The 13,411-nt window shown below is 73.7% G+C and carries 12 protein-coding genes; 7 read left to right on the top strand and 5 right to left on the bottom strand.

All coding sequences use genetic code 11. The annotated features are described in order from the left end of the window. Positions 1–337 precede the first annotated feature (337 nt). The 4 genes from SPRI_RS35255 to SPRI_RS35270 all read right to left on the bottom strand — a co-directional run bounded on the left by SPRI_RS35255 (position 338) and on the right by SPRI_RS35270 (position 3,647). Complete coding sequence (locus SPRI_RS35255) at positions 338–1,318, bottom strand: NAD-dependent epimerase/dehydratase family protein (protein WP_053556628.1); 981 nt, start codon at positions 1,316–1,318, stop codon at positions 338–340. Further along, a complete protein-coding gene (locus SPRI_RS35260; RefSeq protein WP_053556627.1) occupies positions 1,315–1,953 on the bottom strand; it encodes a dTDP-4-dehydrorhamnose 3,5-epimerase family protein in 639 nt (212 codons plus the stop codon). Before SPRI_RS35260 ends, SPRI_RS35255 begins: the two co-directional genes overlap by 4 nt. Then, positions 1,950–3,206 carry a class I SAM-dependent methyltransferase gene (locus SPRI_RS35265; protein WP_005321734.1) on the bottom strand — a complete coding sequence of 419 codons (1,257 nt, stop codon included), beginning with the start codon at positions 3,204–3,206 and terminating at the stop codon, positions 1,950–1,952. The genes SPRI_RS35260 and SPRI_RS35265 overlap by 4 nt, the downstream gene beginning before the upstream one ends. A gap of 147 nt (positions 3,207–3,353) precedes the next feature. Next, the gene (locus SPRI_RS35270; protein WP_005321736.1) at positions 3,354–3,647 is read right to left on the bottom strand and encodes an antibiotic biosynthesis monooxygenase family protein; all 294 of its coding nucleotides are present in this window, start codon (positions 3,645–3,647) and stop codon (positions 3,354–3,356) included. 225 nt (positions 3,648–3,872) lie between these two features. Here SPRI_RS35270 and SPRI_RS35275 point away from each other — a divergent pair, with 225 nt between their 5' ends. The 5 genes from SPRI_RS35275 to SPRI_RS35295 all read left to right on the top strand — a co-directional run bounded on the left by SPRI_RS35275 (position 3,873) and on the right by SPRI_RS35295 (position 10,407). Then, positions 3,873–4,886 carry a daunorubicin resistance protein DrrA family ABC transporter ATP-binding protein gene (locus tag SPRI_RS35275; protein ID WP_005321741.1) on the top strand — a complete coding sequence of 338 codons (1,014 nt, stop codon included), beginning with the start codon at positions 3,873–3,875 and terminating at the stop codon, positions 4,884–4,886. A gap of 20 nt (positions 4,887–4,906) precedes the next feature. Next, entirely contained in the window at positions 4,907–5,740 is an 834-nt protein-coding gene (locus tag SPRI_RS35280; protein ID WP_005321742.1) for an ABC transporter permease, read from the top strand. A gap of 168 nt (positions 5,741–5,908) precedes the next feature. After that, the gene (locus SPRI_RS35285) at positions 5,909–8,719 is read left to right on the top strand and encodes a DEAD/DEAH box helicase (protein ID WP_203227952.1); all 2,811 of its coding nucleotides are present in this window, start codon (positions 5,909–5,911) and stop codon (positions 8,717–8,719) included. Continuing rightward, positions 8,716–10,014 carry an SWIM zinc finger family protein gene (locus SPRI_RS35290; protein WP_037775597.1) on the top strand — a complete coding sequence of 433 codons (1,299 nt, stop codon included), beginning with the start codon at positions 8,716–8,718 and terminating at the stop codon, positions 10,012–10,014. Before SPRI_RS35285 ends, SPRI_RS35290 begins: the two co-directional genes overlap by 4 nt. A gap of 165 nt (positions 10,015–10,179) precedes the next feature. After that, complete coding sequence (locus SPRI_RS35295) at positions 10,180–10,407, top strand: hypothetical protein (protein WP_005321757.1); 228 nt, start codon at positions 10,180–10,182, stop codon at positions 10,405–10,407. A 263-nt stretch (positions 10,408–10,670) separates the two neighbouring features. Here the strand turns inward: SPRI_RS35295 and SPRI_RS35300 are convergent, their stop codons facing one another. Further along, positions 10,671–11,384, bottom strand: a complete 714-nt coding sequence (locus SPRI_RS35300) for an alpha/beta fold hydrolase (protein ID WP_234020470.1) — start codon at positions 11,382–11,384, stop codon at positions 10,671–10,673. A 235-nt stretch (positions 11,385–11,619) separates the two neighbouring features. Here SPRI_RS35300 and SPRI_RS35305 point away from each other — a divergent pair, with 235 nt between their 5' ends. After that, positions 11,620–13,146: an AMP-binding protein gene (locus SPRI_RS35305; RefSeq protein WP_053556626.1), complete on the top strand. Its 1,527-nt coding sequence runs from the start codon at positions 11,620–11,622 to the stop codon at positions 13,144–13,146. A 1-nt stretch (position 13,147) separates the two neighbouring features. After that, positions 13,148–13,411 (top strand): phosphopantetheine-binding protein, encoded by a 264-nt coding sequence (locus SPRI_RS35310; protein ID WP_037775600.1) that lies wholly within the window; start codon positions 13,148–13,150, stop codon positions 13,409–13,411.

A 13,411-nucleotide genomic window follows, 5' to 3' on the forward strand; every position in this document is an offset into this window, starting at 1 on the left:
CGGTCCCGTACGGCCTCGTCCCGTCGACCGAACCGGGCTCCGCCCGGAGCCCGTGGGGCCTTCGGTCGCCTCCCGGGTCTCCCCGTGGCCGGGGCGAACCCGAAGCCGGCCGTGCCGGCGGGGGCGACGCTGGTCCTCCCGGCCGTGGCTCATGCCTGCGCCGGGTGGAGGCAGTTCAGCCTCGCCGGCATGCGAGGCGCGGGGGCCGTGAAGGGGCCCCGCCCACGCCGCCAGGCGTAGAGGGCCAGGAACCCCGCGCGGAGCGCGGTGCGGGTCCGGGGCCCGGCCCGGTGCGGAAGTGGGCCCCCATGGGCAAGGGGCCCGGGGGAGGGGAGCGTCAGGACGTCGCGAAGCAGGTCGCGCGCGCCGTCTCGGCCATCGCCCGCATCGACTCCGCCGGTGACCGCCGCGGCGACCATCCCAGCACCGCCCGGGCCCGTGACGCGTCCAGGCAGGTGAAGTCGGTGCCCGTCGACGCGCCCTGTGCCGCCACCTCGCCCGTCCGCAGGGCGAGCGCCGACGCGGGCAGGCCGCAGGCCTGAGCGAGGGCCAGGACCAGCGTGTCGATGCCCCTGGCGGTGCCGGTGCCGATGTTGAACAGCCGCTGGTCCTGGCCGAGATGCCCGGCGAACGCCGCCCGTACGACCGCGTCCGCCGCATCCCGCACGTCGACGTAGTCGCGCCGGGCGCCGGCCGCCACGGTCAGCTCGATCCGCTCGCCCGGCGAGGCGGCCGCCTCGGTGAAGCGGGCCGCCAGCGAACCGAGGAAGCTGCCGGGCGCGGGGTGCGGGCCGATCGTGTTCGCCATGCGCAGCACCACCGCGTCGATCCCCGCCGCCCCCAGCACCGCCCGGGACGCGGCCAGCTTCGCCCGCGCGTACTCGGTCACCGGCGCCGGCGGCGTCAGCTCGGTCACCGGCGTGCCCTGCGGCACCGGACCGTACTCGTGGACCGTGCCGAGCTGGACCAGCCGCGGACGGCGCGCCGCGGGCAGCAGCCGCAGCGCGCCGATCAGCCGCTCCACCAACTCCACGTTCACCCGGTGCAGTTCCTCACCCCAGCCGAGCGTCGCGTTCACGACGGCGTCCACCGCCTCGGCCGCCAGGAACTCCGCCAGCTGCTCGGGGGAGCAGCCCGCGGCGTCCAGCGGCACGAAGCGGTGCGCGCCGACGTGCGGCGCGTACCGGCGGGCCACGCCGACGACCTCGCTGCCGCCGCCTGCGAACGCGGCGCACACGTGCCGCCCCACACAGCCGGTCGCGCCGACGACCGCGACCCGCCCGGCCCGCGCGCCGCCCGGGCCGGGCCGCACGGTCACCGGTCCGCGGCGGCCGCGGCCGCCGGGCAGTCCTCGTACCGCGGCAGCATGCCCTTGGCCCGCGCCTCTGCCAGGCCGACCGCCTGGGTGTCGCGCCGGGAGAGCGTGAAGGACATGTCCTTCGGCCAGGGCAGGCCCAGCGCCGGGTCGAGCGGGTCGATCGCCTGCTCCAGGTCCGCCCGGTAGGGGGTCGAGACCAGGTAGGACATCACCGTGTCGTCCTCCAGGGACAAGAACGCGTGCCCCACCCCCTCCGGGAGGTACACCGCGCGGAAGGACTCGGTGTCCATCTCGACGGTGTCCCAGGCCCCGAACGTCGGTGAGCCGACCCGGATGTCGACGACCACGTCCATGGCCCTGCCGCGGGCGCAGTGCACGTACTTGGCCTGCCCGGGCGGGGTGGTGGTGAAGTGCACCCCGCGCATCACCCCGCGGGCCGAGCGGCTGTGGTTGGTCTGCGCCACCGTGAAGGGGCGGCCCACCGCGGCGACGAACGCCTCCTCCTGGAGCGGGGAGACGAACAGGCCCCGCTCGTCGCGGTGCACCCGCGGCGTGAACTCGTAGGCGCCGGCGACCGCCAGCTCCCGCACCGTGGCGGTGGACGTCGAGAAGCCGCGTGCCGTACCGGCCGTCATCGCGCCCCGCCCACCACGTCGAGCACCGGCAGCGGGAAGACCAGCCTGCCGCCGCCGGCGACGTACGCGCGCTCCCGCTCCACGAACCCGTCGCGGTAGATCCACGGCAGCACCAGCAGCTGGTCGGGGCGGCGGGACCTGGCCTCCTCCTGGGAGACGATCGGGATGTAGGTGCCGGGGGTGAACGCGCCGTGCTTCTCCGGGTTCACCTCGCCGATGACCGGCAGGTCCTTCTCGCTCAGGCCGCAGTACTGAAGGATCACGTTGCCCTTGGTCGACGCGCCGTACCCGAGCGTCAGCTTCCCCGACCGCCGCGAGTCGTCGAGGAACGCCAGCAGCTCCTCGCGGTAGCGGACCGTCCGCGCGGCGAACGCCTCGTAGGGGGCCGCCGTGTCCAGGGCGAGCGCCGTCTCGTGCGCACGGACCCGGGCCACGGACGCCTCGTCCACCGCGACGGACGAGTCCTTGCGGGCCAGCACCGCGCACAGGCTGCCGCCGTACACGTCGTTCAGCTCCGCCCGTACGACCTTCAGCCCCACCCGCTCGGCCATCCACTCGATCTGGCTGAGCGCGTAGTACTCCAGGTGCTCGTGGCACACCACGTCGTACGCCGTGGCCTCGAGCATCGCCGGCATGTAGCTCTGCTCCATCAGCCAGACACCGTCTTCGGCGAGGATGTCGTGCACGTCCTGCATGAACTCCATGGGACGCGGCAGGTCGTAGAACATCGCGACCGAGGTGACGACCTTCGCGCGGCGGCTGCCGAACCGCTCGGCGAACACCTTCCGCGAGAAGTACTCGGTGATCAGCTCGGCGCCCTCGGGATACAGGTGCCGGAACTTGCCGCCGGTCGGGTCGATGCCCACCAGCTGCGGGCGCAGCGCCGGGTCCGACGGATAACCGCGCAGCAGGGTCGAGTCGTTGCTGCCGATGTCGACGACGATGTCGCCGGGCCGCACCTCGACCGTCTTCAGGAGGGAGGCGACCTTGTCCTGCAGGTGCCGGATCATGAACTCGCCGAGCCCGGAACGGTAGCCGTAGTGGTCTCCGTACATCAGGTCGAAGTCGGCCGTGTGCAGCAGCTGCACCAGCCCGCAGCCGTCGGGCTGCGAGCACTTGACGAGCTCCAGCGGCACCGACGCCACCGTCTCCTCCCGGTTCTTCGGGAAGACGCCGGTCAGGGCCTGGGAGCCGAGGTCCAGCACGGGCAGCAGCGCACGGTTGCCGCAGATGCGGCACTCGTCGATCTTCATTTCCATGTCCTCCTGAAGGGAACTGCCTTGGGCGGCGGCGCCCCATGCTGGCCGACGGCCCTCGAGGGCCGGTCGACGGACGGTCCTGGCCCACTCCGGGCACGCACGAAGCCCGGCGCCCGGCGATGGGCCCCCGGCGCCCGGATCTCAGCGGGCGACGCGCTCGAGCAGCGGCACGTACAGGTTCGGGTCGCTGCTGCTGAGCGTGCGCAGCCTCGCGCGGTGCGCGGCGAACTCCGGGTGGGCCAGGGCGGCACGGAAGGACTCCTCGTCCTTCCAGTCGGCGATGTTCACGTACAGGTGCGGCTCGTCGAGGTGCTGGAGCAGCCGGTGGTTCAGGAAGCCGGGCCGGTCGGCGAAGAACGCCGACGTGGCGTCGAAGGCCGCCTCGAACTCCGCGGTGGCGCCGGTGACATGGAACCGGTTGATGAAAGTGATCACAGTGACTTCCCTTCTCTGCCGTGTGGTCCTGGCCCGCCACGGTCCCGTCCGCTGCTAGAGCAGCCGTCGAACCGGCGGGCGCCGCCCGCGGCCCCGAGAGGCCGTCGACCGGCTGCCGACCGGCTTCCGACCGTTCCCCGACCGGATCTTGAGCGGCGCTCCGGCCCCGCTCAGGGACGGTTTGGGACCCTCGGCCGGATACCCGCTACCCGTAAGGAAGCCGACGTGGATCCGACCAGCACCGCCGTCCTCGCCGAAGGACTGCGCAAGCGCTACGGCGACCGCTACGCACTCGACGGATTCGACCTGCGCGTACCCGCCGGCACCGTCCACGGGCTGCTGGGCCCCAACGGTGCGGGCAAGACGACCTCCGTCGGCATCCTGTCGACCCTGCTGAAGGCCGACGGCGGCCGCGCCGAGGTCGCCGGCCACGACGTCTCCCGCCAGGCCGCGGAGGTCCGCGCGAGCATCGGCCTGGTCGGTCAGTACGCCGCCGTCGACGAGGTCCTCAGCGGACGGCAGAACCTCGTCATGTTCGGCCGCCTGCACCACCTGTCACCGGCCGCCGCCCGCCGCCGCGCCGACGAGCTCCTCGAGCACTTCCGCCTCGCCGACACCGGCAAGAAGCCGCTGAAGGAGTACTCCGGAGGCATGCGCCGCCGCCTCGACCTGGCGGCGAGCATGGTCCTCGCCCCGCCGGTCCTCTTCCTCGACGAACCGACCACCGGCCTCGACCCGCGCAGCCGCGGCGAGGTGTGGGAGGCGGTACGCAGCCTCGTCGACACCGGCACCACCGTGCTGCTGACCACCCAGTACCTGGAAGAGGCCGACCAGCTCGCCCACGCCGTCTCCGTCATCGACTCCGGCAAGGTCATCGCCGAGGGCACCCCCGACGAGCTCAAGTCCCGCATCGGCGGCGACCGGATCGACGTCGTGGTACGCCGCGCCGACCAGCTCCCCGCCGCCGCGGCGGCGCTGGAGCACGTGTGCGCCGCACCCCCGGACACCGACCGCGACACCCGCCGCATCAGCGCCCGCGTCAAGGACCGCACCAGCGCCCTCGCCGACATCGTCCGCGCCCTCGACGCGGCCGGTGTGGCGGCCGAGGACATCGCCCTGCGCCGGCCCACCCTCGATGAGGTGTTCCTGCACCTGACCGGCTCCGGCACCGGCGCGTCCACCGACGGCAACGGCAGTGACGTCTCCGGTGACGGCGCCCGAGAGGCGGTGGCGGCATGAGCATCACCGCACCCCGCCCCATGGACCGGGCGGCCCTCGCCCCGGTGATCGCCCGCACCCCGCTGGCCCGCCTGCGCTGGGCGGCCGCCGACGGCTGGACGGTCACCCTGCGCGGCCTGACCCACTGGGTACGCGAACCGGGCACCCTGATCGGGTCGCTGGCCTTCCCCGTCATGATGGTGCTGATGTTCGGGTACTTCTTCGGCGGCGCCATGCAGGTGCCCGGCGGCGGGAACTACCGCGAGTTCCTGGTCCCCGGCATGTTCGTCATGACGATGGTCTTCGGCATGGGCGAGACGGTCACCGCCGTCGCCGCCGACAAGAACCGCGGTGTCACCTCCCGCTTCCGCACCATGCCCATGGCTCCCTCCGCCGTGGTCGTCGGACGCGCCGTGACCGACATGCTCTCCTCCCTGCTGGCCCTGGCCGTCCTGTTCGCCACCGGCCTGGCCATCGGCTGGGACGCCCACGGCACCCTCGGCGAAACCACCCTCGCGGTCGGCCTGTTGCTGCTGCTGCGCTTCGCTCTGGTCTGGGCCGGCATCTACCTCGGACTGCTGATGAAGGGCCCCGAGGGCATCACCATGGTGCAGACCCTCGAATTCCCGATCGGCTTCCTCACCAGCGCGTTCGTCGCACCGTCCACCATGCCGGGCTGGCTGGGCACGATCGCCGAGTGGAATCCGTTGTCCTCCACGGTGCTGGCGGTACGGGAACTGTTCGGCAACCCGGGATTCGGCGGGGACTCATGGATCGCGCAGCACGCGCTGCTGATGGCCGTGGTCTGGCCCGTGATCCTGTGCGCCGTCTTCTTCCCGTTGTCGGTGCGCCGCTTCCGCAACCTGACAAGCTGATCACCGGCACACACGCACGACACGGCACGGCCACGGACGACGCGGTACCGGCACCACGCACCACGAGCGGAACGCGGTCCCGCACCACGAGCACGACGCGGTACCAGCACGACGCGGTACCGGCACGACGCGGCACAAGAGAACAGCACGCAAGAGAGAGCGGGACGCATGGTGTGGTTGGCGCCTGAGCAGGCCGGACTGCTGGCGCGGTGCGCGGTGGTCTTCGAGGCGGGGGACCCGGCGCGCACGGGCCGCCTCGTGTTCTACAACCCGGACGGCTCCCCGCTGCCGGAAACGGCGGCGGGGGAGCCGGGCAAGGCGTCCCTCGTCGTGCCGCACGACGGCGGCGTCGCACTGCGGACGTTCCCGGTGCTGCGCCTCGCCCCCGCCGAGGCGCTGCCGGCCCTGATCGAGGCCCGCCGCCGCCACGGCCGGGACGGCGCCACCGTGCATCCGGCCGCCGCGTTCTGGGGGGCCGCCGCCGCCCTCGGGCTGCACCTCGCAGCCCGGGAGCGGCTGCTGCCCGGCGTCTCCGTCGGCGGCTACGACACCTGGCGGGCCGGACCGCTCGACCTCGAGGACGTCGTACGCCTGCGGGAGCTCGCCCAGGCCGCTCCCGGCGAGGCCGTCGCCGCACCCGGCAGCGACGTACAGGCGCTGCTGCGCGCCTTCCTCGACGCCGTCGCCGACACCCTGCCGCGCACCGCCGCCGCCCCGGCCGCCACCGGACGGGCCGCTTTCTCGGCCACCGAACCCCAGCACGTGCCCCAACTGCGCGCCTGGGCCGAGGAGATCTCCGCCGGACTCGACTCCGGCGTCCGGGTGTCCCTCCACGTCCATCTCGCCGACACCCCCGACGGCCCGCCCGCCCTCCACCTCGTCCCGCGCGCCCACAGCCTCGCCGACCCCACCCTCGCGCTCGACGCCGGCGAGCTGTTCGCCAGCGCCGACCACGCGCTCGGCCCGCGCGCCCAGGCCGACACGATCCTCGCCGTGCGCCGCGCGGCGAGCGTGTGGGAGCCCCTTGAGCGGCTGCTGCCCGTACCGTCCGCCCTGGTCCTGACCGACCGGGAGACCACCGAACTCATCGGCACCGGCGCCGCCCGGCTGCGCGCCCACGGCATCGACGTCCACTGGCCCGAAGGCGCCGCCCGCTCCCTGACCGCCCGCGCCGTCGTCGGCGCCGGCCGTGTCCCGCCCGCCGACCTGCGCTCCTTCCTCGGCGGCGACGGCACCGTCGACCTGCGCTGGCAGCTCGCCCTCGACGGCAAACCCCTCACCGAGGAGGAGACGGCCCACGTCGCCGACGAGGGCCGCCCCCTCGTCCGGCTCCGCGGCCGCTGGACCCTGGTGGGCGCCGACCTCGCCCGCAAGGCCCGCGAACGCGACCTCGGACCGCTGACCGCCATCGAGGCCCTCGCCGTCGCCCTCACCGGCCACACCCGGATCGGCACCGAACAGGTCCCCGTCGCCCCCAGCGACTGGCTGCTGGCCCTGCGCGCCCGCCTCGCCGACCCCGACGGCGGCACCGAACCCTGCCGGCAGCCCGACGCGCTGGCCGCGACCCTGCGCGACTACCAACTGCGCGGCCTGCGCTGGCTCGAGCGCATGACCTCCCTCGGCCTCGGCGGCTGCCTCGCCGACGACATGGGCCTGGGCAAGACGATCCAGCTCATCGCCCTGCACCTGCTGCGCCAGGAACACGACGACACCCGCGGCCCCACCCTCGTCGTCTGCCCCGCCTCCCTGCTCGGCAACTGGCAGCGCGAGATCGGCAGGTTCGCCCCCGGCACCCCGGTGCGCCGCTTCCACGGCACCGGCCGCAGCCTCGAAGGCGCCGACGACGGCTTCGTCCTGACCACCTACGGCACCATGCGCCTGGACGCGGAACGGCTCGGCGACCACCGCTGGAGCATGCTCGTCGCCGACGAGGCCCAGCACGTCAAGAACCCGCTCTCCGGCACCGCCAAGGCCCTGCGCCTGATCCCCGCCGACGCGAAGATCGCCCTCACCGGCACCCCCGTCGAGAACAGCCTCTCCGAACTGTGGGCCGTCCTGGACTGGACCACCCCCGGACTGCTGGGCAGCCACGGCCACTTCCGCCGCCGCTGGATGGCCCCGATCGACGCCGAACGCGCCGACGCCACCGGCGAGCAGCCCACCGCCCGCCGACTGGCCGGACTCGTCCGGCCGTTCCTGCTGCGCCGCCGCAAGTCCGACCCCGGCATCGCACCCGAACTGCCGCCCAAGACCGAGACCGACCGGCCCGTCGCCCTCACCGCCGAACAGTCCGCGCTCTACCGCAAGCACGCGCAGGAGGTCATGGACCGGATCCGCGCCAGCCAGGGCATCGCCCGCAGCGGCCTGGTCCTCAAACTCCTCACCGGCCTCAAACAGATCTGCAACCACCCCGCGCACTTCCTCAAGCAGGACGACACCGCCCTGTCCGGCCGCTCGGGGAAACTCGAACTCCTCGACGAACTCCTCGACACCATCACCGCGGAGGGCGGCGCCGTCCTGGTGTTCACCCAGTACGTCGCCATGGCCAAGCTCCTCGAACGGCACCTGCGCGAACGCGGCATCGGGGCCCAGCTGCTGCACGGCGGCACCCCCGTACCCCGCCGCGAGGAACTCGTCCAGCGCTTCCAGGACGGCGAGGTCCCCGTCTTCCTGCTGTCGTTGAAGGCCGCCGGCACCGGACTCAACCTCACCCGCGCCGACCACGTCGTCCACTACGACCGCTGGTGGAACCCGGCCGTCGAGGCGCAGGCCACCGACCGCGCCTACCGCATCGGCCAGACCAGATCCGTCCAGGTGCACAAGATGATCGCCGAAGGCACCATCGAGGACCGCATCGCCGCCCTGCTCGAGTCCAAGAAGGACCTCGCAGACGCCGTCCTCGGCTCCGGCGAAGGCGCCCTGACGGAACTGACCAACGACGAGCTGGCCAACCTGGTCGAACTGAGGAGCGTGTGTTGAGCGACTACGAGGCGAGCGGCGCCCGCGGCTTTGCCGCCTTCCCCGCCCGCAAGGGCGGCCGCACCCGCGGCCAGTCCCCGTGGGCCGGCCGGTGGACCGAGGCCCTGGAGGACACCTGGCCGGAGGAGGAGCCCCTGAAGAAGGGCCGCGCCTTCTCCCGCACCGGACGCATCGGCCCCATCACCGTCAGCGCCGGACGCGTCGCCGCCGAGGTCTACGCCGGCGAGGCCGCCCACGCCACCACCCTCACCGTCAAGGCATGGGACGACGACGACTGGGACCTGCTGTGGGAGAGGACCGCCGACCGGCCCGACGCCACGGAGGCCCTGCTCGCCGGTGACCTGCCCGAGGACCTCCTCGAAGCGGCCGAGGACGCCCGCCTCGGGCTGCTGCCCGGCTACGGCGACCTGGACGCGGACTGCGACTGCGACGCGCTCGACCACCCCTGCCCGCACGCCACCGCGCTCGGCTACCAGTTCTCCTGGCTCCTCGATTCCGACCCCTGGCTGCTGCTCCTGGTCCGCGGCCGGGACACCCACGAGGCGCTCGACGAGCTGAAGTCGGTCCTGATGCTGCGGGCGCTGACCGCCACCGACGACGAGGACGACGAAGAAGGCGAGGACGACGGGGGAGAGGATTTCGCGCAGGAGGACCGGCAGGAGCAGGAGGCCTACGACAGCAATCGCGAGGCCTACGCACGCCCCGCCGCCGCGCTGCCCGCCCTGCCTCCGCTGCCCGAGCCGCTGCCCTCCGCGGCCGAGCCGGTCACCGGCATCGAGGCCGACCCGCTGGAACGCCTCGTCGCCGACGCCGCCGTCCGGGCACGTGAACTGCTCGCCCACATCGCCGGGTTCGGCGAGACGCCGCCCGCCCCGCCGCTCGACGAGTGGCAGGACACCGTCCGTATCGTCGCCACCCACCCCGACCCGCGCGTCCCCGCGCGGCTGCGCGAGGCCTGCGGCCGTCCCGACGACCTGGACCGTGCCGCCGCGGCCTGGCGCACCGGCGGTAAGGCCGGCCTGGAGGTCCTCGAACAGCCCTGGACCCCCTCCGAACAGGAGACGGCCCGCGCCCGCACCGCCCTCGCCGCGGGCTGGGACGACGACCTGCCCGCCTTCGACGTCGACGGCAACCACTGGACGCTCACCGGCCGCGGCCTCCAGCTCCGCCGGGGCCGCGACGCCCGCTGGTACCCCTACCGCGACCGCTCGGGCACGTGGTGGCCCGCCGGCCCCCCGGACACCGACCCGGCCGTCGCCCTCAGCGAACTCCTCGACACCCCACCGGAGTCGTGACCCGGCCGGCGACGACGAACGGGAAGCGGCCCGCAGGGCATGATGGACGTCATGCAGACGGACAGATCCGACTGGATCGCCATCGCGTCCTACGAGAACCTGCCCGGTCGCCTCCAACCGATCGCGGCCGCACGCGCTTGACTGCGTGAGCGAGGCGTCGACTGGATGCCCTTCGCCACCGACGAGATCCACGTCGACCATCTCTGCGGCATCGGTCCCGACGGCCACCGGCGCGGCTGGTTCGACGTCCGTGTCGACCCCGATGCGCTGCGCCGGCTGGGCCTGCATCCCGACCAGCCGACCGCACGCGTCATCGGCCCCTCACCACCGAGGTGGTGGCACGCCGCCGCGGAACGCGACGCCCACCGGCACCCGCACCCGCCGACGGGCTGAGACCGGCCGCACCCCGGCCGGGGCCTTCGGCCGGCCTGCCCGGCCTTTCGCCGCCCTGTCCCGCAGGATTGGCCGTGGTGGCGGCCGGGCCGGGTGCCGGTGACAGCAGCCGGGTTGCCGGTCACTGCGGCGGGTTGCCGTCGGCGAACGGCCACGGTGCCCGGTGCCGTCCGACAGGCGCCACCCGGCGGTGACGTGTCCGAGGGCCCCGGACCGCGGCGGGCCCGGTCTGCGGACCCGGATGCGGGCCGCTGCGCGCGCGTTCAGCCGTCGGCGAGGAGCTGCCGGGCGAACCGGCGGACCGCATCGGTGAAGGCGTCCGGAGCGTCGAAGTTCGCGAGATGGCGTGCCCGCGGGATCAGTTCGACGCGGGCACGCGGGTGGGCGCGGGCGAAGTCCCTCTCCCCGGCCCGGAAGACGGTGTCCTTCTCGCCGTTGAGGATCAGCACCGGAGCCTTCACATGACGCATCGCGCCGGCGTCGAAGCGTCCCAGCACCTCGTCCCAGGCGGCCGGCAGGGTGTGGAAGGCGTAGCCGGCGCGGATGGTCGCCGCCACCACCTCCGGCGGGTAGAGCCGTCGCAGCAGCCGGTCGTTCCAACGGGTCAGGCGGTCCACCGGTATGCGGGGGACCAGCTTGGCGGCCCACCGGTACGGCGTTGCCCACGGACCGCGGGTGGAGGCGCTGGCCCCGGCGAGGACCAACCCGCGCACGTGGTGCGGACACCGCCGTGCGAACTCCAGCGAGGCGTATCCGCCGAGCGAGTGCCCGACCACCAGAGCCGGCCCGCGGTCGAGCGCGTCCACCGCGGACGCGATGATCCGCGTCGCACCGCTCAGGCTCCACGGGTCGGCCGCACGCTCCCCGTGACCGGGCAGGTCGACGGCTGCCACCTCGAACTCGTCGCGCAGCGCGGCGAGTTGCGCGCTCCACTGCCCGGCGCTGAAGCGCGTCCCGTGCACGAAGACGATCGGCAAGGAATCCTCTGTCGTCAACAGTCCCCCCAGTGACCACGTGATGCGAACGGACGGCCCGGCCGACGGGCGGTCCTCTGCAAGGCGCCTTCGCACCCCCGAGTCTCTCTCATGCCTCACGCTCCCTCCGCGGCCTCACGTCTCATGCCTCACGGCTCCGGCGATCCTCCAGCGCGCGAAACCACCATCGAGGCCGACAGGTTTTCGCCAGTGCGAGGAGCGGAAGGGGGCGCGGCCCATGGGCGGCGGCACACTCGTCGAGGGCATCCGGGCGCATGCGCGCCGTGCGCCACAACGGACGGCGCTCGTGTGGCACGGCGACGAGGTCACCTACGGCGCCCTGTGGCGACGCGCAGAGCGGGAAAGGGCCCGTGTCGCGGACACGCCCGGCCGCGGCCCCGTCGGGGTCCCGGCCGTCAAGTCGCCCGGCACCGTCGCGCTGCTCCTCGCCTGCATGCTGGAGCGCCGCCCGGTGCTGCTGCCGTCGGCGACGCTCGGCAAGGACGTGCTGGAGCAGCTGTACGAGCAGGCCGGCGCCGTCCCCCTGCCCGACAGGCCGGACGACGGGCCGGACGACGGGCCGGACGACGCGGGGCAGGGCGACGCGGGGCAGGGCGACGACACGCCGTACGGCGACCTCCGCGCCGCGCACGACACGCCCGCCGATCCCGAGGCCCCGGTCCTGCTGCTGACCACCTCCGGGTCGACCGGGCTGCCCAAGATCGTGCCCATCGCCGGCGGCGCCGTCGACCGCTTCACCGCCTGGGCCGCCGACGCGTTCGGCATCGAAGAGGGCACGAACGTCCTCAACTACGCGCCGCTCAACTTCGACCTGTGCCTGCTCGACGTGTGGACCACCCTCGCGCACGGCGGCCGTGTCGTCCTCGTCGACCCCGACCAGGCCATGAGCGGCCGCCACCTGCTGGAGACGATCGAGCACCACGACGTCCACGTCGTCCAGGCCGTGCCCATGTTCCACCGCCTGGTCAGCGACGCCGCCCGCGACCACGGCACCGTCCTGCCCTCCGTACGGCACGCGATGACCACCGGTGACGCCCTGCCCGGCCCGGTCCTGGCCGAACTGCCGCGCCTGTACCCGAACGCGCGGCTGCACAACATCTACGGCTGCACCGAGACCAACGACAGCTTTGTGCACGAGGTGACCGGCGAGCAGGCCGCGGCGGGCGCGACGCTGCCGCTGGGCCGCCCGCTGCCCGGCGCCGGCGCCCTCGTCGTCACCGACGACGGCACCGTCCTCGAGGGCCCCGGCAGCGGCGAGCTGTGGGTCACCACACCGTTCCAGACGAGCGGTTACCTCGGCGCGGCCGCCGCCCGGCCGGTGTTCGTGCCGCACCCCGCCGGCGCCGACGGCCGGCGCTGGTACCGCACCGGCGACCTGGTGCACCGCGCCGCCGACGGCGCGCTGACCCTGGCCGGCCGCACCGACTTCCAGGTCAAGGTCCGCGGTGTGCGCATCAACGTCCAGGAGGTCGAGCACGTGCTGCTCGCCCACCCCGAGGTCACCGAGGCCGCCGTCCTGGCCCTGCCCGACGAGGTGGCCGGCCGGCTGCTGCACGCCGTGGCCCGCCGCACCCCGGGCAGCGGCCTCAACAGCCTGGCCCTGCGCGGCCATCTGGCACGCGGTCTGCCGAAAGCCGCGATCCCCTCGGTCCTGCGCTTCACCGACGAGCCGCTGCCCCGGACCTCCACCGGCAAGGTCGACCGCGACCGTGTCGTGAAGGACCACTTCACCAAGGAGAACTGACATGCCCCACGCCCAGGCCATCAAGGAGTTCATCGTCGAGGAGTTCCTGCCCGACATGCCCGCGCGGGACCTGGCCGACCACGACGACCTGCTGGAGGGCGGCGTCATCGACAGCCTCGGCCTGCTCAAGGTGATCGCCTGGTTGGAGGACCGGTACGACATCAACACCGACGAGGTGGACCTGGACCCCGAGTCCTTCAAGTCGGTGGCGGCCATCGAGGCGTTCATCGCCGACGCCTCCCGCACCCGGGCGGAGGCCGCCTAA

This window comes from Streptomyces pristinaespiralis (assembly GCF_001278075.1).
Classification (GTDB): domain Bacteria; phylum Actinomycetota; class Actinomycetes; order Streptomycetales; family Streptomycetaceae; genus Streptomyces; species Streptomyces pristinaespiralis.